The following is a 23,769-nucleotide window of genomic DNA, read 5'->3' as shown; positions in this document are numbered from 1 at the left end:
TTAATTAGCTGACAACTTCAGCGCGATGACGTTCTACTTTCTTTGATACGACCAATCCATCTAAAAAACATGAATAACTGTTTCCGGGCACCCACACACAAACAATCAAGAAAATATTAATCGATCAAACCCCATTCTTCGGACGCTGTATCGTTACCAGCATTTGCCTCTTCAGAAAGTTTCATCCGTAACTTCAGATTATTCACCGAATCTGCATTCTTTAAAGCTTCCTGTGCACTGATTGCACCTTCAGCGACTAATGCGTACAGCGCCGCATCAAATGTCTGCATACCCAGTTCGGGGGATTTTTCCATTATCGGTTTCAGCTCCTCGAACTGTCCGCGCCGAACCAGATCTGCAATGGTTGGCGTGCCCAACAGCACCTCGACAGCCGCCCTGCGTTGCCCATCGACGGTGCGCACTAAGCGTTGCGAGATAAATGCTTTCAGGTTGTTTCCCAGCGTATGCAACAACTGCGGTCGCCGTTCTTCCGGGAACATATTGATAATCCGATCCAGTGCCTGATTGGCGTTGTGCGCGTGTAACGTCGAGAGCACGAGATGCCCGGTATCGGCAAACGCCAAGGCATGTTCCATGGTTTCGCGGTCACGGATTTCGCCGATCAGCACCACGTCCGGTGCCTGGCGCAGGGTGTTTTTCAGGGCCGCGTGGAAGCTGCGTGTATCGACCCCGACTTCCCGTTGATTGATGATCGAGCGCTGGTGGCGATGGATGTACTCGATCGGGTCCTCGATGGTGATGATGTGCCCGCTGCTATGGCGGTTGCGGTGGTCGATCAGCGCGGCCAGCGAGGTCGACTTGCCCGAATCGGTGGCCCCGACAAAGAGGATCAACCCCTGCTTGAGCATGACGGTGTCGAGCAGTACTGCCGGCAATTTCAGATCGGCAAAACGCGGAATGTCGAGTTTGACATTGCGTATGACGATCGATACATCGTTGCGCTGCTTGAAGATATTGACGCGAAAACGCCCGATGCCCGCTCGCGAAATCGCCAGGTTCATTTCCAGATCCCGGTCGAACTCCCGTCGTTGCTCGGCGTCCATCAGGGAGGCGCCGATGGCGGCGGTTTCACCGTTCTTGAACGGGCGTTCGCTCAACACTGTGAGCACGCCGTCAATGCGCGCACTGGGCGGTGCTCCCGTGGAGAGGAACAGGTCCGAACCGTTTTTATTGGACAAAATTGACAACAGTGCATCGATTTCCATGGCAAAAAGCACCCGCGAAGCATTCAATGAACAGACAACGGCCTGCGCCTGGCGCAGATCAACTGCAACAATGATAGACGTCGCCTCAACGAACCACGCTCAGGATTGATGTAATGAATGCTGTACCGAACACCGATGACGCACAGGCACTGATCGCCCGTACCGACTGGAGCCGCAGCCCCCTGGGCGCTGCCGGCAACTGGCCGCAGAGCCTGCGCACCGCGGTGGACATCGTGATTCACTCGCCGATGCCGATGCTGTTGTTGTGGGGGCCGCAGCTCACGCAGATCTACAACAACGGTTTCGCCCTGCTTGCCGGTCACAAGCATCCGCACGCTTTCGGACAGCCTGCGCACCAGATCTGGCCGGAACTTCGCGACTTTACCGACCCTATTTACAGCGCCGTCCTACAGGGCCAGGTTCGCACCTACAGCGAAAGACGCTTCACCCTGCAACGAGACGGCAGAGAATCCGACTTCTGGCTGGATCTGACCTACAGCCCGATCCGTGATGAAACCGCGCAAGTGGCCGGCATCCTGGTCACCGCCATCGAAACCAACGAACGCCGCCGCATCGCGCTGGAACTGCAACGACGCTCCGAAGAAAGCCTCAAGGCGCAACGCGAAACCGAGGAGCGTCTGCAACTGGCCTTGGCCGCGACCGATGCCGTCGGCACCTGGGATTGGGACATCGGCGAAGACCGCTTTATCGCTGACGCGCATTTCGCCCAACTGCATGGCGTTGATCCCGGCCTGTCCGGTCGATTGCCGATCAGCGATTACCTGCAAGGCGTGCACCCTGAAGACCGCGCAATGGTCGCGCGCAGCATCAAACACTGCATCACCTACGGCACCGAATACGCTGAGGAATATCGCTTGCTGCAAGCCGATGGCGAGGTGCGCTGGGTATTCGCTCGCGGGCGCTGCTACAAGGATCATCACGGCCGGCCCGTGCGATTTCTCGGTGCGGCGCTGGACCTGACCGAGCGCAAACACACCGAACAGGCGTTGCGCCAGAGCCAGACCGAACTGCAGTTGATCATCAACGCCATGCCGATCCTGATCAGTTATGTCGACCGTGAAGAACGCTTCCGCCTGAACAACGCGGCCTATCTGGACTGGTACGGGCTAACACCGCAGGAGCTTTACGGACGCACGATTCGCGAAGTCATCGGTGAAGAGGCGTATTTCCTGCGCCTGCCTTACATTGCCGAGGCGCTGGCCGGCAGACCGTGTTCGTTCAGCCTGTACACCCCGCATCGCGATGGCAGCAGTCGTCACGCGCTGATGAATTACCTGCCACGTTACGGGGCGGACGGCGCCGTCAACGGCTTCTATATCTTTGTGATCGACGAGACCGAGCGCAAGAAAACCGAAGAAGCCTTGCGCAATCTCAACGAAACCCTCGAAGAGCGGGTCAGCGCCCGCACCGAGCAATTGGCCCAGGCCAACCAGCGTTTGCAGAACGAGATGTTCGAACGCGAGCGCGCCGAAGATGCCTTGCGCCACGCGCAGAAGATGGAGGCTGTCGGCCAGCTCACCGGCGGTATCGCCCACGACTTCAACAACATGCTCACCGGGATCATCGGCAGCCTCGATTTGATGCAGCGCTACATCGCCAACGGCCGGGCTGACGAAATTGGCCGTTTTACCGAAGCCGCCGTGTCATCGGCCAACCGTGCGGCAGCGCTGACCCATCGATTGCTGGCGTTCTCGCGGCGCCAGTCGCTGGATCGCAAAACCCTCGATGCCAATGAACTGGTGCATTCGCTGGAAGATCTGATCCGCCGTACCAAGGGCGATCCGATCGAACTCACCCTGCGTCTGGCCGAGAACGTGTGGCCGGTCAGCACCGACGTCAGTCAGCTGGAAAACGCCTTGCTCAACCTGGTCATCAATGCCCGTGATGCGATGCCCGAGGGCGGTGAACTGGTGATCGAAACGGCCAACGTCTACCTCGACGGCAGCGACATCACCACGCTCGAACCGGTCAAGGCCGGCGATTACCTGATGCTGGCGGTCAGCGACAACGGCACCGGCATGACGCCCTCGGTGCGTTCCAAGGCCTTCGATCCATTCTTCACCACCAAGCCCATCGGCCAGGGCACCGGGCTGGGGCTGTCGATGATTTATGGGTTTGCCCAGCAGTCGGGTGGTCATGTCAGCCTCGACAGCCTGCCGGGCCAGGGTACTTGCGTGCGCTTGTACCTGCCGCGCTTGTATGGCGTCGAACCGGAACGGCCGGCCATCGTCGCCGTTGAACAACCGTCGGCGACGGCGACCGGTGAAACCGTGATGGTGGTTGAGGACGACCCGGCGGTGCGCATGCTGGTGCTCGATCTGCTCCGGGAGTTGGGTTATCAGGCCCACGAAGCGGAAGATGCCAAGACCGCCCTGCCCCTGCTGGAGTCCGATCTACGCGTCGATCTGCTGGTCACCGACGTCGGCCTGCCGGGCATGAACGGCAGGCAACTGGCGGAGATCGCCCGCCAGCATCGGCCGGGCCTCAAAGTGTTGTTCATGACCGGTTATGCGCAGAAAGCCGCCGAGCGTCAGGGATTTCTTGAGGATGGCATGGACATGGTTGCCAAACCCTTTGCCATTGAGCTGCTGGCCAGCAAGATCCGCACGATGATCAGCCAAACCCCGTGACTTGAGGCATAATCCGCGCCCCGCCGTCACCCCGTTATCAGGTATCGCACGATGAAAGCCCAAGCCCGCCACATTCTGGTGAAAACCGCCGAAGAGGCCGAACAGCTCAAACAACGCATCGCCAAGGGTGAAGCGTTCGATGTGCTGGCGAAGAAATTCTCGACCTGCCCGTCCGGCAAGCGCGGCGGTGATCTGGGTGAAGTGCGGCCGGGGCAGATGGTCGGGGCGATTGATGCGGTGATTTTCAAAAAGCCGCTGCGCACCGTGCATGGGCCGATCAAGAGCAAGTTCGGGTATCACCTGGTGCAGGTGTTTTACCGCGATTAGTGCTTGGCTCCAGGGCCTCTTCGCGAGCAGGCTCGCTCCCACATTTGGAATGCATTCCCTTGTGGGAGCGAGCCTGCTCGCGAACCGATTGCGCAGCAAGCGGCCATTCAAGCCTGTTTCGGAATCAATGCCCCCGGCACCTGAATCACCTTGCTGGCCAGCAAGTGGCCGGCCTCGGCAGCCTCCGCCGGACTTCCGCCCAGCAATCGACTGGCCAGATACGCCGCACTGAACGAATCCCCCGCCGCCGTGGTGTCCACCACTTTCTCGACCTTCTGCGCCGGCACTTCGAACGCTTCACCATCACACTGAATCAAACAAGCTTCGGCGCCACGCTTGAGCACCACTTCCAGCGTGCCGAACTGCGCGTAAGCAGCAAACACCGCTTCGCAATCAGCGAAACCAAACAGCGCCTGTTCGTCATCCACCGTCAGCAACGCCAGATCAACGTACGGCAACACGTTGCGATAAGCCGCCCGCGCGTCTTCGACCGAGGCCCACAGGCGTGGCCGGTAATTGTTATCGAAGACGATGCGCGCATCCCGCTGCCGCGCTTCGATCAAAGTCTGGATAAGTTTTTCCCGGCCCAACGCACCGAGCACAGCCAGGGTAATGCCGCTGAAATACAGCACATCGTAATCCGGCAACGCCGCCAGAATCGGCGCGGCGGCCGGGGTGGTGAAACAGTCGCGAACTGCCGCTTCGTTGCGCCAGTAGAGAAAACGCCGCTCGCCGCTGGCATCGGTCTGGATGCAATACAGGCCCGGTAAACGCCCCGGCAGAAGCTGCACCAGATCCAGGCCGATGCCTTCGCTGGTCCAGATCCGGCACATGGCATCGCTGAAGCTGTCATCGCCCAGTGCGGTGACGTAATCGACCTGCGCCTTGTCGCCCATGGCGCGGGACAGATACACCGCGGTGTTCAGGGTGTCGCCACCGAAGCTTTGTTGCAGGCTACCGTCGGCGCGTTGCTGCAGTTCGATCATGCATTCGCCGATCAGGGCGATGCGTGGAATGTTCGGGCCCAAGGGGCTGAGGGTGTTCATCTTGTGCTGTCTCTGGTTGATCGGTGGTGTCTGGACTGGCGCCTTCGCGAGCAGGCTCGCTCCCACACTTGGAATGCATTCCCCTGTGGGAGCGAGCTTGCTCGCGAATGGCCGCGACTCGGTTTCAAGTCTTAGAAACAGGTCTCCATGCGCTCGATCACCGACAACTGCTCATCCACCAACAACCCCACACGCCACTTGTCGAACGTCAGGCACGGGTGCGACGTACCAAAGGAAATGATGTCGCCCACGCGCAACTCAACGCCCGGCGCCAGCGTCATGAACGCATGCTGATCCATCACCGCCGTGACCTTGCACGCACCGATATCCTCGCCCAGCGCCGGCACCACACCCGCCTTGTAACGCAGCAACGGCACCGGCAAACCGGCATCGAACGCAACATCACGCTTGCCCAGTGCGATCACCGCAAAACCCGGCTCGGGCAGCGACTGCACGTGCGCCCAGACTTCCAGCGCCGGACGCAAACCTTCGTGCAGGTCACTACGGCGGTCGAGCACGCAGCACTGCGCCTCTTTGTAGATGCCATGGTCGTGCGCCACGTAGCTGCCCGGACGCAACACGCTGAGGAAACGCCCAGCGGCGTTTTGCGCTTCGAACGACTCGGCAATCAGGTCATACCAGGCCGAACCCGAGGCGGTGATGATCGGCTTGCCGATGGCGAATGCGCCGCTGTCCTGCAACTGCACCGCAAGGCGCACCAGCGACGCGGCAAATTCACGAATGCCGCTGACGGCGTGATCGCCGTGGATCACCCCTTCGTAACCTTCGATGCCGGTCAGGGCCAGCGCCGGTTGCGCGCTGATCGCCTTGGCCAGCTCAATGACTTCCTGCTCGCTGCGGCAACCGCAACGCCCGCCGACCACGCCGTACTCGATCATCACGTTGAGCCTCACCCCGCGCGAGGCGAAGTACGCGCCGAGATCAGCGACGTTGTCCGGGTGATCGACCATGCAATAGAAATCGAACGACGGATCGGCAAGCAAATCGGCGATCAATGCCATGTTCGGCGTGCCGACCAATTGGTTGGCCATCAGCACCCGACGCACGCCATGGGCATAAGCCGCCCGGGTCTGGGTCGCGCTGGCGAGGGTGATGCCCCACGCGCCGGCGTCGAGCTGACGCTTGAACAGTGCCGGGGTCATGCTGGTTTTGCCGTGGGGCGCCAGTTCCGCGCCGCTGTCGCTGACGAATTTCTGCATCCAGTGGATGTTGTGCTCCAGCGCTGCGCGATGCAGCACCAGCGCCGGCAGGCTGACGTCACGTACCAGGTGCGCGCCGATGGCAGCGTCGCCCTTTTCTCCAGCAGTATTGATGGCAGTGGTCATGGTCGAACTCCTCACATTCGCGGCTGCAGCCAGCCGCGGTTATTCGTTGATGCGCCGGGCGAGGCTGTTGGCGCTCTCGATCAGCACCCGGCGATAGTCGTTGTAATTGTTTTTCGCATCGGCCCGTGGCGCGACGATGCACAAGGTGCAAATGGCCACGCCTTGCGCGTCTTTGACCGGCGCGGCGAAGCAATGGGTAAAGGTGTCGGCAACACTGTCGAAGGAGAAGAAACCATCGATGCCGGCCTGACGGATTTCCGCCAGAAAACGCTCCAGCGGCAGGCGCTCGCCGTCGGGCAGGATGAAGTCGTTTTCGTCGATCAGGTCGATGATCTGTTGATCGCTTAAATGCGCAAGCAGCAGGCGCCCGGAAGCGGTCCACGGGATGGGCGCGTTTTCACCGATGTCGGAGGAAATGCGGAAATGCCGCTCGCCCTCCTTCATCAGTGCCACGGTGTATTTACGCCCGTTGAGCAGGCACATCTGCGCGGTTTCACGGGTCTGGCTGACGATTTCCTGCAAGGCATGATCAGCCTCGCGGCTGAGGTCGAAATGACGCAAATGCGCCTGACCGAGGAAGTACAGCTGCCGACCAAGGTAGACATGACCGTCCTTGCCCACCGGTTCCAGAATCCGCCGCTCCAGCAACGATGCAACCAGTTCGTAGACCGTGGATTTCGGGCTGCCGATGCCGTTGGCGATGTCGTTGGGGCGCAGCGGCTGGCCGATCTCCTTGAGGAAATCGAGAATATCGAACGCCCGGTCCAGACCGCGAGCCCGGCGTTTGATGGTGTCTTCGGTCATTTCAGTGGTTCCCATTCAAAGTCGCCGGATGGTAACTGGCCCTTGGTGTTGTGTCAGTTGGATTGCTGCCCTCACCCCCCGCCCTCTCCCAGAGAGAAAGAGCCTGACCGTATCGATGTAAATGAAAGCGTCATACGCAAAATCCGCATCGATACAGATCAGTCCCCTCTCCCTTGGGAGAGGGTGAGGGGCTGCGGCCTAAGCAACGCAGCAATGTTCAAGCCTTCTTCTTGTAGGCGATGCAATCGATCTCGACCTTGCAATCCACCATCATGCTCGCCTGCACGCAGGCCCGCGCCGGGGCGTGCTCAGGCTTGAAGTACTCGCCAAAAACCTTGTTAAAACTGCTGAAATCCCGCGGATCATCCAGCCACACGCCGGCACGCACCACGTCTTCGAGGCCATACCCGGCCTCTTCGAGAATCGCGATCAGGTTCTTCATGGTCTGGTGGGTCTGCTCGACGATGCCGCCAACAATGATTTCGCCATCCACCGCCGGCACCTGGCCGGACACATGCAGCCAGCCATCCGCTTCAACGGCGCGAGCGAAGGGACGTGGCTGGCCGCCAGCGGCGGTGCTGCCGGTGCCGTAACGCGTAATGCTCATGGGTGTTTCTCCTGATGTGAAAACGTAAGATTAAAACCGCGTATTTTTCAGAAACTCAGCCAGACGCGGCGATTGCGGACGTTCGAACAGTTCCTTGGGAGGCCCCTGCTCTTCGATCCGCCCCTGATTCATGAAAACGATCTTGTCCGAGACCTCAAAGGCAAAACGCATCTCGTGGGTCACCAGCAACATGGTCATGCCGTCTTCGGCCAGGCCCTTGATCACGTTGAGCACTTCGCCGACCAGCTCCGGGTCGAGTGCCGACGTGACCTCATCGAAGAGCATCAGGCTCGGGTTCATCGCAATCGCCCGGGCAATCGCCACGCGCTGTTGCTGACCGCCGGACAACTGACCGGGAAAGTGATTGCGCCGCTCCAGCAAACCGACGCGCTCCAGCCATTTTTCGGCGAGCGCCACGGCTTCATCCTTATGCATTTTCTTCACCTTGAGCAGGCCCAGGGTGACGTTCTGCAATGCGGTCAGATGCGGGAACAGGTTGAATTGCTGGAACGCCATGCCGGTCATCGCACGATGGCGGGCGATGAGTTTTTCCGCATGCCGCACACGCTTGCCGTTGACCTCGTCATAGCCGATGGATTCACCGTCGAGCAGGATCTGCCCACCCTGGAATTCTTCGAGCATGTTCACGCAACGCAGCAGCGTGGTTTTACCCGAGCCGCTGGAGCCGATCAGCGTGACCACGTTGCCGCGCTGCATGCTCAGATCGACACCTTTGAGCACTTCGACTGCACCGTACTGTTTGTGCAGGCCACGGATGTCCAGCAACGCCTGATTCTGTGGGGAAACTTGAGCTTGAGTCATGGCAAGGCCACCCGCTTTTCAATGTGCCGGCCGAGTAATTCGATGCCGTAGTTGATGACGAAGAACAGAAAACCGGCGAACAGGTAGAACTCCAGGGTCATGAAGTTCCGGGCGATGATCTGTTGCGTGCTGAGGAGCAATTCGGCGACGCCGATCACCGAGAGCAAGGTCGACGCCTTGACGATTTCCGTGGACGAGTTGACCCAGGTCGGCAGGATCTGCCGCAGCGCCTGAGGCAATAGCACGTAGCCGAGCGATTGGTAGAACGTCAGGCCGATGGCCTTGCTCGCTTCCATCTGCCCGCGCGGCAAGGCTTGCAATGCACCGCGAACAATCTCGGCGACGTGGGAACCGCAAAACAGCGTCAGGCCCAAGGCCCCGGCCTGAAATGCGCTGATCTGCCAACCGAGTGCCGGCGCCATGTAGAAGCAGGCCAGCACCAGCACAAACACCGGTGTGCCACGAATCAGGTCGACGTAAAAACGAAACGGCGCGCGCATCCAGAATTTGCCGTAGGTCAGCACCAGACCGGTGATCACGCCGAGCATCGTGCCGAGCAGAATCGCCAGCGCCGACACTTGCACGCTGGTCAGAAAACCCTGCCACAACGGCTCACGCGCGAGCCACAATTCATGTAACCAACTGGGAGATTCGTACATCGCAGCCTCCTATCGGCGGATCGCCAGACGCTGCTCCAGGTAACGCAGCAACATGGCAATGAGGTAACAGGCCGCGACATACAGCGCCGTGGTCACCAGCCAGGTTTCGATTACCCGGTAGCTTTCGACGTTGATCTTGCGCGCGTAATAGGTCAGCTCCGGCACCGCAATTGCGGCGGCCAGCGAGGTGTCCTTGAACAGCGAAATGAAATTGTTCGACAGCGCCGGCAGCACATTGCGCAGCATTACCGGCACGGTGACGTAGGCCTTGACCTGCCACTCGCCGAGACCAATGGCCAGTCCGGCCTCGCGCTGGCCTTTGGGGATACTCAGCAAACCGCCACGGAACACTTCGGTCAGGTACGCCCCGGCATACAACGACAGCGTGATGATGAACGACGGGATCTTGTCCAGACGAATCCCGAGACTCGGCAACGCAAAGTAGATCAACAGAATCAACACCAGAATCGGCGTGTTACGCACCACCGTGACGTACACCGAGGCCAGCACGCGCAAGGCGCGATGCTTCGAGAGCAAGGCGAACGCCATCAGCAGGCCGATCACGCAGCCGATGGCGATCGACACCAAGGCCAGTTCAAGGCCCAGACCGAGCCCCGCCAGCAAGGTGTCGAAATCGCGCCACACGGCGGCAAAGTTCAACTGATAGTTCATGGTCAGCAGTACCTTGAGCGGGGCGACTTTAATCGCCCCACTCTCACGGGATCATTTGAATTCGACTGGGAAACCGATCGCAGGCGACGGCAGGTCAACGCCGAACCATTGTTTGAACGACGCCGCATAAGTCGGGAATTCAACGCCGGTCATCGCTTCATGCAGTGCGGTGTTGACGAAGTTCAGCCAATCCTGATCGCCGCGTTTGACTGCGCACGCGTAAGTCTGGGGGCTCCACGCATAGGTCGGGCTGCGGTAGCGACCTGGGTTCTGCACCATCAGGTATTTGACCGAAGACTGGTCAGTGGCGGCGGCATCGGCGCGGCCGGAGTTCACGGCCTGGTACATCAGGTCGACGCTGTCGTACTGATCGACCTTGGCTTTTGGCAATGCTTGATGCACCAGCTCTTCGGCGTAGACGTTTTGCAGCACGGCCACGGTGACGCTGTCGCCGGCGGCTTGCAGGTCTTCGATTTCCTTGTACTTGCTGTTGTTCGGCAGCAGCAGGCCGACGCCTTCGCGGTAGTACGGCAGGGTGAACGCCACCTGCTGCGCACGGCTGGCGGTGACGGTGATGAACTGGCAACTCATGTCGACCTTGTCGGTGAGCAGATTGGGAATCCGCGCATCGGACGACTGCACGACGAATTCGACCTTGCTCGGGTCGTTGAACAGACCTTTGGCCACCATCCTGGCGATGTCGATATCAAACCCCTGCAACTTGCCGTCCGCGCCCTGAAAGTGCCACGGCGCATTGGTGCTGCCAGTGCCCACGATCAACTTGCCACGGGCCAGAACACTGTCGAGCTTGCTGTCGGCTGCCTGGGCCATACCCATGACAGCGGACGAAGCCGCAAGAACAAAAACACACGCTTTGAACAACGAAGGACGGCGATGCATGGCAAGCACTCCAGGATGGTGTTTATTCCGCTATACCGGAACACGGTTTGTTACTACGGAATAGACAGCAGAAAGTGTGCCATAGCTTTGGCAATAAAACCCAGGTCCTCGGAAACATTAATCGGTTCAACAAGTTAGCCCGCATATCTACACCCGACTATTGCCAGTACAAGTTTGACCGTCGCTACTGAGGGCAACCAATTGGGAAGTAACGTCACATTCAAGGGCATGTGCGCGACCCATTGATGCACACATAGAGCAATGAATCGGACTTGAAAAATGGACTGAGCACGGGTGACCGTTCATCGGATTTGCGGCTTGACCTGTCAGAGTTGACAGTTGTTGACCGGTGAATTGATAGGCCTACTGGTTTGGACCGAACGGGTCAGGAATCGAACTCAAAATCTCAATAAGGACTTTTGAAATGGCCAACCTGATAAAAAACGGTGATTTCGCCAATCAAGGCGACCACTGGACCGAAACAAATCCAACAAACGTCAGTTATGTGAATGGTCACTGCATAATCGCGACTCCTGACTCCATTAGTCAGGACGTTCTCCTGGGTAGCGAGGGCGGCGGTAAATTCATGATCTCGGCAAGAATGAAAACACTGCCTGGCTATGCTGGCCGCGTCACTGTGCAACCACTTCCGACAGGCGACCTGGTTAAACTTGACGTCTCTGGAGGTCAGAACTGGACGATCAAGTTCCAAGAGTTCGAAGCACCTCTTGCGACACTCAAATTCACGGTGAAGGCAGAGTCAAATGACGGTACGTTTGATGAACTTGGCTCTTATTTCAGCGATTTAACGCTATCCAAGTTGCTCTGAGCCAATACACTTGAAAGCGAGCTTTCATCTCGTGACGGCTCGCTTTTTCCGTGAACCACTGCATTCCGAAAAGGGAGTTTGCAATGAACTCGACAACCCCTTTCGCAGCCTTGCCGGCCACCTATCGAAAAACGCTGAAAACCTGGCGCCCGGTAATCCTGTATTTCGCCAACGAACATTGCCCCGCCTGCGAATGGGCCGGACCGATTTTTCGCCAGACGGCCGAGCCATACCGATATCGCGCCAATATCTACATGCTCAATACCAGCGAGTCCCCGCGCCATCCGCTGGTCACCGGCACGCCCACCGTGCTGTTTTACAAGAACGGTAGACTGGTGAAAAAACTCAAAGGCATCGGCACCGAAGAAACCCTCGCACGGGATTTCGCCGAGCATGTCGGCAAGACCAAAGCACCCGTTGCCGTCCGCAAACAAACGCATGATCTGCCTTGGCTGCGTCAGACACTTCGTACCTTGTGCACCGTTGCACGTGCTCGCCTGCGGAAATTCCTCGACCGGTGACAACCAGTATCGGTGAGACCCGGGTCGAGGATTTCGATTCGCTGAATCAGGCGGCGCTCAAGGCGTAAGGGGCGTTGTTTGCGTCAAAGCATATCGGGAAGGATCGCTACACTTTTCATCAGTGAATACTGCGGTGCCTGAGCCCAAGCATTCGCGAGCAGGCTCGCTCCCACATTTGAAACGCGTTCCAGTGGGAGCGAGCCTGCTCGCGAAGAGGCCGGCACAGTTAGTAGAGAACTCAAGGATTACGCTGGCGCGCGCTCCAAAAGCACCCGCGTCACCCGCCGCTCTTCCACCGCTTTGACCGTCATCTGCCAGCCTTCAAGTTCCAGACGATCACCAATGACCGGGAGACGATCAAGAAGGCTCATGACCAGCCCGGCCATCGTCTGATAGTCCTCGGTCGGCTGCGCACCAAACCCGGTGCGTTGGCGCACTCGCGACAGGTTCAACGCACCACTGACGATAAACCCGCCCTGCTCCTCGACCACATCCGGGCCTTCGATTTCGCTGGCATCGGGCAACTCACCGGCAATCGATTCGAGGATGTCGGTCATGGTCAACACACCAACGAAATCACCGAACTCGTTGACCACAAAAGCAATGTGCGTCGAGGCGGCGCGCATTTGCTCCAGCGCGTTGAGGATCGAATAGCTGTCGAGCAAATTGATGGTCTTGCGCGCCAGGTGTTCCAGGTTCGGCTCGGCGCCGCCCAGGTACTCCTTGAGCAATTCTTTCTTGTGCACGAAGCCCAACGGCTCATCCACCGCACCGTTACGAATCAACGGCAGACGCGAGTAGGACGAGTGCATCAAGCGAGCCCGAATCGCTTCACGATCATCGGCCAGATCAAGCGTGTCGACATCGGCGCGCACGGTCATCAGCCCGCGAATCGGGCGTTCGGCGAGTTGCAGCACGCCGCTGATCATCACCCGTTCGCGACGGTCGAACAGTTCCGCGCTTGGCGCGTCACCGTCGTCGAGCAGGTCGGAAATTTCCTCGCCGACCTCTTCCGCCGCCAGTTTACGCCCACCCAGCAAGCGCATGACCGCGTGAGCCGTGCGCTCGCGGATCGGCCGCAAACCCTGCATCGAACGCTTGCGCCGAGCCCGGGCGATCTGGTTGAACACCTCGATCAGAATCGAGAAGCCAATGGCGGCGTACAGATAACCTTTCGGAATGTGGAAGCCCAGACCTTCGGCCGTCAGGGCAAAACCAATCATCATCAGGAAGCCCAGACACAGCATGATCACCGTCGGGTGCGCGTTGACGAAGCGCGTCAGCGGTTTGCTGGCGACAATCATCAAGCCAATCGAGATGATCACCGCGATCATCATCACCGCCAGTTCATCGACCATGCCGACGGCCGTGATCACCGCATCCAGCGAGAACACCGCGTCGAGCACCACAATTTGCGCAACGATCGGCCAGAACAGCGCATAGGCGGTGTTGCTCGAGCGTTCGCCAACGTGGCCTTCCAATCGCTCATGCAACTCCATCGTCGCTTTGAACAGCAGGAACACACCACCGAACAACATGATCAGGTCGCGACCAGAGAAACTCTTGTCGAACACCTCGAACAATGGCTGCGTGAGGGTGACCAGCCAGGAAATACTCGCCAACAGGCCAAGGCGCATGATCAGCGCCAGCGACAGGCCAATAATCCGCGCGCGGTCACGCTGATGCGGTGGCAGCTTGTCTGCCAGAATTGCGATGAACACCAGGTTGTCGATACCCAGCACCAGTTCCAGCACGATCAAAGTCAACAAGCCTAACCAGGCCGTGGGATCCGCTAACCATTCCATAAAACGTCTCTATCTCTCTCGATGAATTCAGGCTGCCGGACACGGCAAAGCGCAACGCGAAGGCTCTGGGGCCGCGTTAGCAACGATAGTCGGATGTCGGAAAACGGGATGCTGCGAGTGCGTCAAGACCGCGCCATGGCGCGAGGGGAAGGTGCGACTGGGAGGCTCCGAGAGGGTGTTCATGCAAATCCTGAATGAAAAATGGCCTTGGAGCGTACAGGCTTTGGGAACATTTCCTACAGCGGCAAATCATTTCTAAATTTGTAACAGCGCTCCAGATTCCCCCGTAGGAGCTGCCGCAGGGGCAATGTCAGCGGCCGGCGAAGCGTAGGCGGGACAACTGCCGCAAATCCCCTTCGATGTAATAGTCATTCGTCCAATGGTCATCCACCGCCAACGGACTCACCTGCTTCAACGCCAGCTTCTTGGCGAAATAACGAAAGCGGTAATGCTCATAAAACCGCAGCAGCTCCAGCCCGTAACGATCCGCCAGATCGGTGTCGCCGCGAATGATCAGGTAGTTTTCATCGTTGCCATTACTCGCCGAAACGCTGAGGTTGTGGCTGCCGCTGATGATCGTTGGTGTGTCCGTGGTGAAGTCGGTGACCACGGCTTTGGTGTGCACCAGCAGATTGCCTTTCTGGCCTTTCATGTTCTCGCGCAGCCAGCCTTCCAGCCCGGTGTTGAGCAATGCGGTGGCGGCGAATTCGGCGCTGCGGTCGGCGTGAAAACCGGTGATTCGGCTGGCAGTGTTCTGCAGGCCATAACGCAAAACATCGTCGTGGGGCTGGCCGAGTAACGCGTTAAGAATCGCGTCCGGCAGCGAGAACGCGGTGACGAACAGCACGTCCTTTTTCGCCGCGCTGATGATCTGCACGAACGCCTGCAGATCGGCCCCGCCGGTGCGCGGCGAGAACCCGGCGAACACAGGTTGCTGCGGACTCATCGGGTTGTGTTCAGTAATCCAGTCACGGGTAACGCCGATATCATCCGGCTGCGCCCAGATCTGCTCGAACGTCTGCAGATAACTGGCGGCAATCGATGCATCGTCCAGCACATGCACCACGTTGGCCTGACGATAAACCCCGTTGGCGGTGAAATTGGTGCTACCACACAAAACCGCTTCAGGCTGATGAGTGCCGCTGGCATCGACGCGGCTCAGGACCATGAATTTGTTGTGAAAGATGTTGTGGGTCACCCGCCCGCGTTTGCTCGCAGGAGGCAGTGCCGCCAGGCTCGCTTCGTTGAGCGTGGTGTCTTCATCATCGGGCCGGGCGTGATACAGCACCCGCACCTGTACGCCTCGCGTGAACGCCGCGTTCACCGCATCGACGATTGCCTGCAACTGATACTCGTAAATCGCGATGTCCAGCGCCCACTGACCATCGACCGCACGCTCGATAAACCCCAGCAAGCGCCCGAGCAAACCGTTTTCCAGCCACTGTCGCGCGGCATCGGGCCAGGCTTCGATGGGCATGTTTTTGTTGGCGCTGATCTGCGCGTCCAGATCGGGAAACTTGCGCTGGAATGCCTGACTGGCGGCGACCGCACGGTTGAATATCACGCTTTGATTGCTCGGGTGACCGTCATCGGAGGTGATCGTCAGTTCCAGCGGCTCACCCAACTGCACGGCATCCGCAGTGCCGTAGGCCAGATGCACGCGATAGTGAAGGGTCATGCCCGGATTGACCGCGTAATCGGCCCAGCGAAATTTCTGCAGCGGGGCTTTATCGCTTGGGGTGGCGTGGAACTGGGGAAAGGTGTGAGCCTTATTCGGGAAGGTCAGGCTGTTGAACAGGAACAACCAGGGTTTGGCGCCCTGCTGCTTTTCGATGGCAAACCCGAGCAGGCCTTGGCGCCGGGACTCGGCGAGGTCCATGGCCAGCAGCACGCCGTTGGTGCCGGCGTAGGCTTTGACGCGGAAGTCGTCTTGAGGGTTTTTGACCAGAACGCGCATCGCTCACTCCTTGTGATTGGGGCTGGGTGCAGCATAGAGCAGTGATGCGGGTTTTGAGTGTTCGGCTCTAGACCGGGTCGATGCAATCGCGAGCAGGCTCACTCCTACATTTGGAATGCGTTCCCCTGTAGGAGTGAGCCTGCTCGCGATGAGGCCCGACCAGACACAGAAAGTATCAGAGGGAAATCAATTCATCGATATGTTGATACTGCGCATCCAGCTCCGTCGCCAGATCCTTGGCCCGGCCCAACCGGATCGGCCCACGCTCGATGTCGATCAGCAACCCCGGACACCCCAGCGCGGGTAATCCCGACCACTGTTTCAGACGCCCATCGGTCACCACCAGCAAGCGTTGCTGCTCGGCAGGAAAGCGCTTGCGCCGCACCGTCAGCCACTGCCCGGCCTGCTCCAGCGCCGCCAGCAACGGCGTGCCACCGCCTGCACCCAAAGCGTCCAGCCACATCCGCAAGCCGCTGGACGCCTTCAATCCCTGCACCTGCCATTTCGGCACCGAGCCACTGGCCGTCAACAATGCGAGTCGTGCCCGTTGCCGGTAAGCATCATCGAACAATTGCGCGAGCAAACCTTTGGCATCGCTCAAGGCCTGATGGCGGCGGGTCGAGGCGGAGGCATCGACAATCACAAGCCACAATTCATGCGGTGAGCGCGTGCGCAGTTGAAACAGCAAATCTTCACGCGTCCGGGGACGCCCATTGAGCAACGTGCCCGGCCAATTTACCGTACCGCTGCGCGCCTTATGGCGCTTGCCTTGGCGTCCGTTGTCCAGCCGACCGGCGCGGGGTCTGGCATTCGCCCCCGCGTCGGATCGGGGGCGAATGCCTAAGGCTTTTTTGGCCAGCTCGGCACTTCGCGGCGGGCGCCGGTGGCGAGCGCAGGCGCCGGCATGTCGCCCCACTGGCCCTGCCCTTCACTCGGTGATGCCTGAGTCGCGGCCGGCGACTGGGCCGGTTGCGGCGGATTCGATGGCGCTTGCTCACGGCGCCGATGGCGCAGGGCAAACTCGGCGACAGCGTCGATATCCTCTGCGCCAATCACCTCAGCTCCGCGCCACGCTGCGTGGGCACGTGCGGCGCGCAACCAGACCAGGTCGGCACGCAGACCATCAACCCCGGCRGCGAAACAACGCTCGGTGATCTGCGCCAGTGCGGCATCATCCAGCGGAATATCGGCCAGGGCACGACGAGCGTTTTCGCAACGCGCACGCAAGGCTTGCTGCTCGGCTTGCCACTGTGCGCAGAACGCTTGCGGGTCGCTGTCGAAATCCAGTCGGCGACGGATGATCTGTCCGCGCTCGGTCGGTGCCGTGTGGCCACTGAGGGCGACGTTCAGGCCAAAGCGGTCGAGCAGTTGCGGACGCAACTCGCCCTCTTCCGGGTTCATCGTGCCGATCAGCACGAACTTCGCCGAATGCCGATGGGAAATGCCGTCGCGCTCGATCAGATTGGTGCCGCTGGCGGCAACGTCGAGCAGCAGATCGACGAGGTGATCGGGCAGCAGATTGACTTCATCGACGTAGAGTACGCCGCCGTCAGCCTTGGCCAGCACACCTGGTGAGAATTGTGCGCGGCCCTCGCTGAGGGCAGCGTCAAGGTCGAGGGTACCGACCAGGCGTTCTTCGGTGGCGCCCAGCGGCAAGGTGACGAATTGACCGCTGGCGAGCAGATCGGCCAGGCCCCTAGCCAGGGTGGATTTGGCCATGCCGCGCGGGCCTTCGATCAGCACGCCGCCGATTTTCGGGTCGATGGCGGTGAGGCACAGGGCGAGCTTGAGGTCATCGGCGCCGACCACGGCGGAGAGCGGGAAATGCGGGGTGTCGGTCATTTGGGTTTTCTCTGTCGTGGTCTTTGGTGTGCTTGAGTGTTGTGGTGTGTCAGTCGGGGTGGCCCTCACCCTAGCCCTCTCCCAGGGGGAGAGGGAACTGATTGCGGTGTTCTTGCAAGTTGCGCCGACCTGAATTATCGAGTTGAACTCAGGCTCCAAAGCCAACACAAATCGGCTCCCTTACCCCCTTACTCCCCTGGGGAGAGGGAACTGACCTAGGTGTTCTTTCGAATTCCGTCGACCTGATACGTCGGGCCGAACTCAGACTTCGACAGCAACGCAAATCGGCTCCCTCTCCCTCCGGGAGAGGGCTGGGGTGAGGGTAGCTTTTGGCCGGTTACATATCTTCCTCAATATCCAGCAGCAGATTCTCCAGCGCTTCCTTATAAGCCCCAGGCTCCTGCCACATCCCCCGCTGCTGTGCCTCAAGCATCCGCTCGGTCATATCCCGCAGCGCGTGCGGATTATGCTCACGAACAAATTCCCGCGTTGCCGGATCCAGCAGATAAGCATCGGCCAGCAAAGCGTACTGGTGGTCATCGATCAACTGCGTGGTGGCATCGAACGCGAACAGGTTATCAACCGTCGCAGCCATTTCGAACGCGCCTTTATAGCCGTGGCGCTTGACCCCGTCGATCCATTTCGGATTGACCGCTCGTGAGCGGATCACCCGGTTCAGCTCTTCTTTCAAGGTGCGAATCTTTGGCAGATCCGGTTGACTGTGATCGCCGTGATAACTCGCCGCCGCTTCACCGCGCAAGCTTTCCACGGCAGCGAGCATGCCGCCCTGGAACTGGTAGTAATCATTGGAATCGAGCAGGTCGTGCTCGCGGTTGTCCTGATTCTGCAGCACCGCTTGTACCTGACTCAGGCGCTGAACGAACTGCTCGCGCGCAGCGGTGCCCTCATCAGCACCGCCATAGGCGTACGCGCCCCAGTTCAGATAAACCTCAGCGAGATCTTCACGGCTCTGCCACAAGCGACCGTCGATGGCGCCCTGCACGCCTGCGCCGTACGCGCCGGGTTTGGCGCCGAAGATCCGCCATCCGGCCTGACGCCGCGCGGTGTCCTCGTCGAGGCCCGATTGCCGCAGCGCCTCGCGCTCGGCACGCACTTTCGCCGCAAGCGGGTTGAGGTCGTCCGGCTCGTCCAGCGCTGCCACTGCTTGCACGGCGGCGTCGAACAGGCGAATCAGGTTGGCGAAGGCATCCCGAAAAAAACCGGAAACTCGCAGCGTGACATCGACGCGCGGACGATCAAGCAGGCTCAGCGGCAGAATCTCGAAATCATCAACGCGCTGACTGCCAGTGGCCCACACCGGACGCACGCCCATCAGTGCCATGGCCTGGGCGATGTCGTCGCCACCAGTGCGCATGGTCGCGGTGCCCCACACGGATAATCCGAGCTGGCGCAGGTGATCGCCGTGGTCTTGCAGGTGCCGTTCCAGAACCAACGTCGCCGACTGGAAACCGATGCGCCACGCGGTGGTGGTCGGCAGGTTGCGCACGTCGACCGAGTAGAAGTTGCGGCCGGTGGGCAGCACGTCAAGGCGACCACGGCTGGGTGCACCGCTGGGGCCCGCGGGGACGAAGCGACCGCTGAGGGCGTCGAGCAGGCCGCGCATTTCAGCGGGGCCGCAGGCATCGAGGCGTGGGGCGACGACTTCGCGCAGCGACTGTGACACGACGCCTTCGCGAGCAAGCTCGCTCCCACATGGATCGTGCAGGGCTTGGGAAATCAGCTGTGTGGCAAACAGTTCGAGGCGTTCGCGGGTATCGCCGGCGGTGCGCCAGACTTCGTCGCCGATTGATCGCAATTGATCGGGGCGCGGACCAGACCAAGGGTCGGCCAGCGCGCAATCGAGCGGATCGAAACCGAGTTCGAATGCTTTGGCCAGTGCCCGCAATAAACTCGACTGCGCGCCTTTGCCATCGCCACGCGGTATACGCAGCAAAGCCAACAACGTATCAATGCGCAAACGCCCGCTCGGCGATTCACCAAAAATGTGCAAACCATCGCGAATCTGCGATTCCTTCAAATCACACAAATACGTATCCAGGCGCGGCAACCAGATCGCCGCGTCGGCATCACTGTCCAGCGCGGCATCGAGTTGCAGTTCGCGGTCGATCTGCGTCTCGCGCACCAGTTGCAGAATGTCGCGCTGCAGTTCACGGGCGCGGCGCGGATCAAGCAGCTGCGCTTCGTAATACTCGTCGGCCAGCAGCTCCAGATTGCGCAACGGGCCGTAGGTTTCGGCACGGGTCAGCGGCGGCATCAGGTGATCGATAATCACCGCTTGCGTGCGCCGTTTGGCCTGCGCGCCCTCCCCCGGATCGTTGACGATAAACGGATAGATATTTGGCAGCGGACCGAGCAACGCATCCGGCCAGCAGTTCTCCGAAAGACCGACGCCTTTGCCCGGCAGCCATTCGAGGTTGCCGTGTTTGCCAACGTGAATCACGCCGTGGGCGCCATAGGTGTTGCGCAACCAGAAATAGAACGCCAGATAAGCGTGCGGCGGCACCAGATCGGGGTCGTGATAGACCGCGCTCGGGTCGACCTGATAACCGCGCGCCGGCTGAATACCGACGAAGGTCAGGCCGAAGCGCAGACCGGCGATCATCATCCTCCCGTCGCGGCACATCGGGTCGTTTTGCGGCGTGCCCCAGCGTTCGATCACAGCGCTGCGATTGGCCTCGGGCAGCGCGTTGAACATCGTCAGATAAGCGTCCATCGCCAGGCTTTGCTGGCATGGACGCAGATCAATGGTGTCGAGATCGTTGCTGACGCCACCGAGCAATTGCTCGATCAACTCGGTGCCGCTATTCGGCAGTTCAGCGGTGAGCGGATATCCCTCAGCCTGCAATGCACGCAGGATGTTCAGCGCCGCCGCCGGCGTGTCGAGACCGACACCGTTGCCGATGCGCCCATCACGGGTCGGATAGTTGGCGAGGATCAATGCGATGCGTTTTTCGCCATTTGGTACTTGCGCCAGATCAATCCAGCGCCGCGCCAGTTCAGCGACGAAATCCATGCGCTCAGGTTGCGCGCGGTAGCAGACGACATCGGACTGACTGCGCTCACTGCGCCAGGCCAGATCCTTGAAACTGATCGGCCGGCTGATGATGCGCCCATCGAGTTCCGGCAAGGCAATGTGCATGGCCAGATCCCGTGGCCCCAGGCCTTGCTCGCTGTCGCGCCAGCCGGGCTCATTGTCCTGCGCGCAGATTGCCTGGATCACCGGGATATTTCGGCGAAACGGTCGCAGATGCGGCGCTTCCGGGCTGGATTGAGCGAACCCGGTGGTGTTGAGAATCACCCCGGCCTCAACCTCGTCCAGCCAGTCCTCGACCACCGTCAGGCAGCCGGGTTCTTTCAGACTGGCCACCGCGATCGGCAGCGGATTCAGCCCCGCCGCTTGCAAGCGCTGGCAGAACACATCGATGAACGCGGTGTTCGCCGCTTGTAAATGCGAGCGGTAAAACAACACCGCCGCGACCGGGTGCGCAGGCAGCCAATCGGCTTGCCAGTCACTCAGTGCGGCGCTGGTTTTATCCGGATGGTAAATCGCCGTGCGCGGCAGCGCCTGCGGTTCTTCCCAGGCGTAATCGCGAGCCAGCCAACGGTTGGCGAGGCAGCGGAAAAAGTCCAGCGCATTGCCCAGGCCGCCCTGACGCAGGAATTGCCAGAGGCGATCACGATCCACAGCGTTGACGGTGCTCAGGTCGCTGAGTTCCGGATCAGGACGGTCATCGCCCGGCACCAGAATCACCTGCACACCGCGCTCGGACAGTTCGATCAGACGCTCAACGCCGTAGCGCCAATAGGCGATGCCGCCGTGCAGCGAAATCAGAATCACCTTGGCGTGGCGCAGCACTTCATCGACGTACAAATCGACCGAAGCGTGATTCTGCACCTGCATCGGGTTGGCCAGACGCAGGCTCGGGTAATCTTCCGGCAACTGCTGCGCGGCTTCGGCGAGCAGCGCCAGACTGGAGTCGCCGCTGCACAGGATCACCAGCTCGGCGGGGGTTTGGCCAAGGTCGGCAATGTTGTCATCGGAGACGAAACCGCCGGGCTGAGTCCTGAGCAGGTGCATGGCTTAAACGCTGAGCGCAGCGCGCAGTTGCGCTTCGAGTTGCGCGGCGTCGAGTTCCTGACCGATCAACACCAGACGCGTGACGCGCGCTTCATCAGCGCCCCACTGACGGTCGAAATGCTTGTCGAAACGCGTACCCACGCCCTGGATCAGCAGACGCATTGGCTTGTTCGGGATGGCGGCGAAACCTTTGACGCGCAGGATGCCGTGCTTGACCACCAGTTGCGTCAGGGCGTCGAGCAGCAGGCTTTCGTCGGCTTGTGGCAGTTCGATGGAGATCGAATCGAAGGCGTCGTGATCGTGGTCATCGTGGTCGTCATCGCCTTCACCGTGGTGGTGATCATGATGGCTGTGGCGGCTATCGATGTGCTCCTCGGAACCGGCGCCGAGGCCAATCAGCACGTCCAGCGGCAGACGGCCGTTGCTGGATTCGATGATTTTCACTGCTGGCGGCAGCTCTTCGGCGACTTCAGCGCGGACACGAGCGAGATCTTCCGCGCTGGTCTGGTCGGCCTTGTTGAGGATCACCAGGTCGGCGCTGGCCAGTTGATCGGCGAACAGTTCGTGCAGTGGCGATTCGTGGTCGAGGTTCGGATCGAGTTTGCGCTGGGCATCAACCTGATCCGGGAACGCGGCGAAAGTGCCAGCAGCGACGGCCGGGCTGTCGACCACGGTGATCACCGCATCAACCGTGCAGGCGCTGCGGATTTCCGGCCACTGGAAGGCTTGTACCAGCGGTTTTGGCAGGGCCAGGCCCGAGGTTTCGATAAGGATATGGTCGAGATCGCCGCGACGGGCAACCAGTTCACGCATCACCGGGAAGAACTCTTCCTGAACGGTGCAGCACAGGCAGCCGTTGGCCAGCTCATAAACGCGGCCGGTGGCTTCTTCTTCCGTGCAACCGATGGTGCACTGCTTGAGGATTTCACCGTCAATGCCCAACTCGCCAAACTCGTTGACGATCACCGCGATACGACGCCCCTGAGCGTTGTCGAGCATGTGCCGCAGCAGCGTGGTCTTGCCCGAGCCGAGGAAGCCGGTGACGATGGTGACGGGGAGTTTGGCCAGTGTTTTCATCGGTATGCCCTTTGGCAAGCGGCGGGCATACGGGACGAGAACCGGCAACGCGCGTGCGTGCCTGGAGAGTTCGCCACCGGATCACCCCGCCCGGTTGTAGTGAGAATCTGTGACGAGGCAGGTCTCCTGGCTGACGGCGTTCAGGCGCTGGGCCTGGCGTTGGCTGCGCCTTCCCGCGGGCTCATCGATTGAGCTGGCAGTGGCGTGGCAGCGAACATCACCGTTCACAGTTGCGGGGGCAGCCGCGGCATTGACCGCGTTCCCTTCTTAGCTCCGGCACACGCCGGAGAACCTCGATTGCGCAAGGCTACGCATGCACGGCAGGCGGGTCAACGCCTGGATCATTGTGGTTATAAGGACAGCAACTTTTTCATCTAATGATCGCGAACACTTCTCACTTAAGAAGTAGTTGTAAGTTATGTCTTACATGCCCTATCCGTTAAATTCAAAAACCACCACCGGGTTAAACCCTGAAATAGAGCGGCTGCGCGCATTCGATTACATATCTTTACAAAAACCAAATTGATAAATCAATACAAGATATGAACGATGAGTTCRCACAAGGACTATGAGTCTCTC

19 protein-coding genes and 1 riboswitch are annotated in these 23,769 nt (G+C 60.0%); of the genes, 4 read left to right on the top strand and 15 right to left on the bottom strand.

Annotated features, from left to right (window positions below; all coding sequences use genetic code 11):
- Positions 1 to 116: 116 nt before the first annotated feature.
- Positions 117 to 1,226 (bottom strand): PilT/PilU family type 4a pilus ATPase, encoded by a 1,110-nt coding sequence (locus tag AC1DVF_RS04420; protein WP_477782073.1) that lies wholly within the window; start codon positions 1,224 to 1,226, stop codon positions 117 to 119.
- Positions 1,227 to 1,339: 113 nt separating this feature from the next.
- On the opposite strand from AC1DVF_RS04420, the gene AC1DVF_RS04415 reads away from it, so the two are divergent.
- Together AC1DVF_RS04415 and AC1DVF_RS04410 are read left to right on the top strand one after the other, a co-directional pair.
- A complete protein-coding gene (locus tag AC1DVF_RS04415; RefSeq protein ID WP_477782072.1) occupies positions 1,340 to 3,877 on the top strand; it encodes a hybrid sensor histidine kinase/response regulator in 2,538 nt (845 codons plus the stop codon).
- Positions 3,878 to 3,928: 51 nt separating this feature from the next.
- Positions 3,929 to 4,204 carry a peptidylprolyl isomerase gene (locus AC1DVF_RS04410; RefSeq protein ID WP_007912322.1) on the top strand — a complete coding sequence of 92 codons (276 nt, stop codon included), beginning with the start codon at positions 3,929 to 3,931 and terminating at the stop codon, positions 4,202 to 4,204.
- A gap of 107 nt (positions 4,205 to 4,311) precedes the next feature.
- Here the strand turns inward: AC1DVF_RS04410 and AC1DVF_RS04405 are convergent, their stop codons facing one another.
- From AC1DVF_RS04405 to AC1DVF_RS04370, 8 genes are all read right to left on the bottom strand, one after another.
- Positions 4,312 to 5,250: a sugar kinase gene (locus AC1DVF_RS04405; RefSeq protein WP_477782071.1), complete on the bottom strand. Its 939-nt coding sequence runs from the start codon at positions 5,248 to 5,250 to the stop codon at positions 4,312 to 4,314.
- A gap of 131 nt (positions 5,251 to 5,381) precedes the next feature.
- Positions 5,382 to 6,596, bottom strand: coding sequence for an amino acid deaminase (locus AC1DVF_RS04400; protein WP_477782070.1), 1,215 nt, complete (start codon positions 6,594 to 6,596; stop codon positions 5,382 to 5,384).
- A gap of 39 nt (positions 6,597 to 6,635) precedes the next feature.
- Positions 6,636 to 7,400 (bottom strand): IclR family transcriptional regulator, encoded by a 765-nt coding sequence (locus AC1DVF_RS04395; RefSeq protein WP_093430933.1) that lies wholly within the window; start codon positions 7,398 to 7,400, stop codon positions 6,636 to 6,638.
- A gap of 217 nt (positions 7,401 to 7,617) precedes the next feature.
- Positions 7,618 to 8,007 (bottom strand): RidA family protein, encoded by a 390-nt coding sequence (locus AC1DVF_RS04390; protein ID WP_007912330.1) that lies wholly within the window; start codon positions 8,005 to 8,007, stop codon positions 7,618 to 7,620.
- 30 nt (positions 8,008 to 8,037) lie between these two features.
- Positions 8,038 to 8,829, bottom strand: coding sequence for an amino acid ABC transporter ATP-binding protein (locus tag AC1DVF_RS04385; RefSeq protein ID WP_093430931.1), 792 nt, complete (start codon positions 8,827 to 8,829; stop codon positions 8,038 to 8,040).
- On the bottom strand, positions 8,826 to 9,488 hold the full coding sequence (locus tag AC1DVF_RS04380) for an amino acid ABC transporter permease (RefSeq protein ID WP_116254839.1): 663 nt from the start codon (positions 9,486 to 9,488) through the stop codon (positions 8,826 to 8,828). Before AC1DVF_RS04380 ends, AC1DVF_RS04385 begins: the two co-directional genes overlap by 4 nt.
- Before the next feature lie 9 nt (positions 9,489 to 9,497).
- On the bottom strand, positions 9,498 to 10,160 hold the full coding sequence (locus AC1DVF_RS04375) for an amino acid ABC transporter permease (protein ID WP_003225455.1): 663 nt from the start codon (positions 10,158 to 10,160) through the stop codon (positions 9,498 to 9,500).
- A gap of 51 nt (positions 10,161 to 10,211) precedes the next feature.
- A complete protein-coding gene (locus tag AC1DVF_RS04370; RefSeq protein ID WP_265814311.1) occupies positions 10,212 to 11,060 on the bottom strand; it encodes a transporter substrate-binding domain-containing protein in 849 nt (282 codons plus the stop codon).
- A gap of 424 nt (positions 11,061 to 11,484) precedes the next feature.
- Here AC1DVF_RS04370 and AC1DVF_RS04365 point away from each other — a divergent pair, with 424 nt between their 5' ends.
- Complete coding sequence (locus AC1DVF_RS04365; protein ID WP_477782069.1) at positions 11,485 to 11,889, top strand: hypothetical protein; 405 nt, start codon at positions 11,485 to 11,487, stop codon at positions 11,887 to 11,889.
- An 83-nt stretch (positions 11,890 to 11,972) separates the two neighbouring features.
- Positions 11,973 to 12,410 (top strand): thioredoxin family protein, encoded by a 438-nt coding sequence (locus tag AC1DVF_RS04360; protein ID WP_477782068.1) that lies wholly within the window; start codon positions 11,973 to 11,975, stop codon positions 12,408 to 12,410.
- Between the two features lie 245 nt (positions 12,411 to 12,655).
- Here the strand turns inward: AC1DVF_RS04360 and AC1DVF_RS04355 are convergent, their stop codons facing one another.
- The 6 genes from AC1DVF_RS04355 to cobW all read right to left on the bottom strand — a co-directional run bounded on the left by AC1DVF_RS04355 (position 12,656) and on the right by cobW (position 23,190).
- Positions 12,656 to 14,215: a TerC family protein gene (locus tag AC1DVF_RS04355; RefSeq protein ID WP_477782067.1), complete on the bottom strand. Its 1,560-nt coding sequence runs from the start codon at positions 14,213 to 14,215 to the stop codon at positions 12,656 to 12,658.
- Positions 14,216 to 14,525: 310 nt separating this feature from the next.
- Entirely contained in the window at positions 14,526 to 16,172 is a 1,647-nt protein-coding gene (locus tag AC1DVF_RS04350; RefSeq protein ID WP_477782066.1) for a phospholipase D-like domain-containing protein, read from the bottom strand.
- Positions 16,173 to 16,347: 175 nt separating this feature from the next.
- Entirely contained in the window at positions 16,348 to 17,031 is a 684-nt protein-coding gene (locus tag AC1DVF_RS04345; RefSeq protein ID WP_286079811.1) for a vWA domain-containing protein, read from the bottom strand.
- The gene (locus AC1DVF_RS04340; RefSeq protein WP_099756444.1) at positions 17,013 to 18,014 is read right to left on the bottom strand and encodes a magnesium chelatase ATPase subunit I; all 1,002 of its coding nucleotides are present in this window, start codon (positions 18,012 to 18,014) and stop codon (positions 17,013 to 17,015) included. Before AC1DVF_RS04340 ends, AC1DVF_RS04345 begins: the two co-directional genes overlap by 19 nt.
- A 337-nt stretch (positions 18,015 to 18,351) precedes the next feature.
- The gene (cobN, locus tag AC1DVF_RS04335) at positions 18,352 to 22,113 is read right to left on the bottom strand and encodes a cobaltochelatase subunit CobN (RefSeq protein WP_477782065.1); all 3,762 of its coding nucleotides are present in this window, start codon (positions 22,111 to 22,113) and stop codon (positions 18,352 to 18,354) included.
- 3 nt (positions 22,114 to 22,116) lie between these two features.
- Complete coding sequence (gene cobW / locus AC1DVF_RS04330; RefSeq protein ID WP_477782064.1) at positions 22,117 to 23,190, bottom strand: cobalamin biosynthesis protein CobW; 1,074 nt, start codon at positions 23,188 to 23,190, stop codon at positions 22,117 to 22,119.
- 99 nt (positions 23,191 to 23,289) lie between these two features.
- A riboswitch (cobalamin riboswitch) is annotated at positions 23,290 to 23,501 on the bottom strand.
- Positions 23,502 to 23,769: the final 268 nt, after the last annotated feature.

This window comes from Pseudomonas sp. P4_D7 (genome assembly GCF_056401755.1).
Note: the sequence above shows the minus strand (reverse complement) of the source record. Positions and strands in the feature narration are given on the sequence as shown.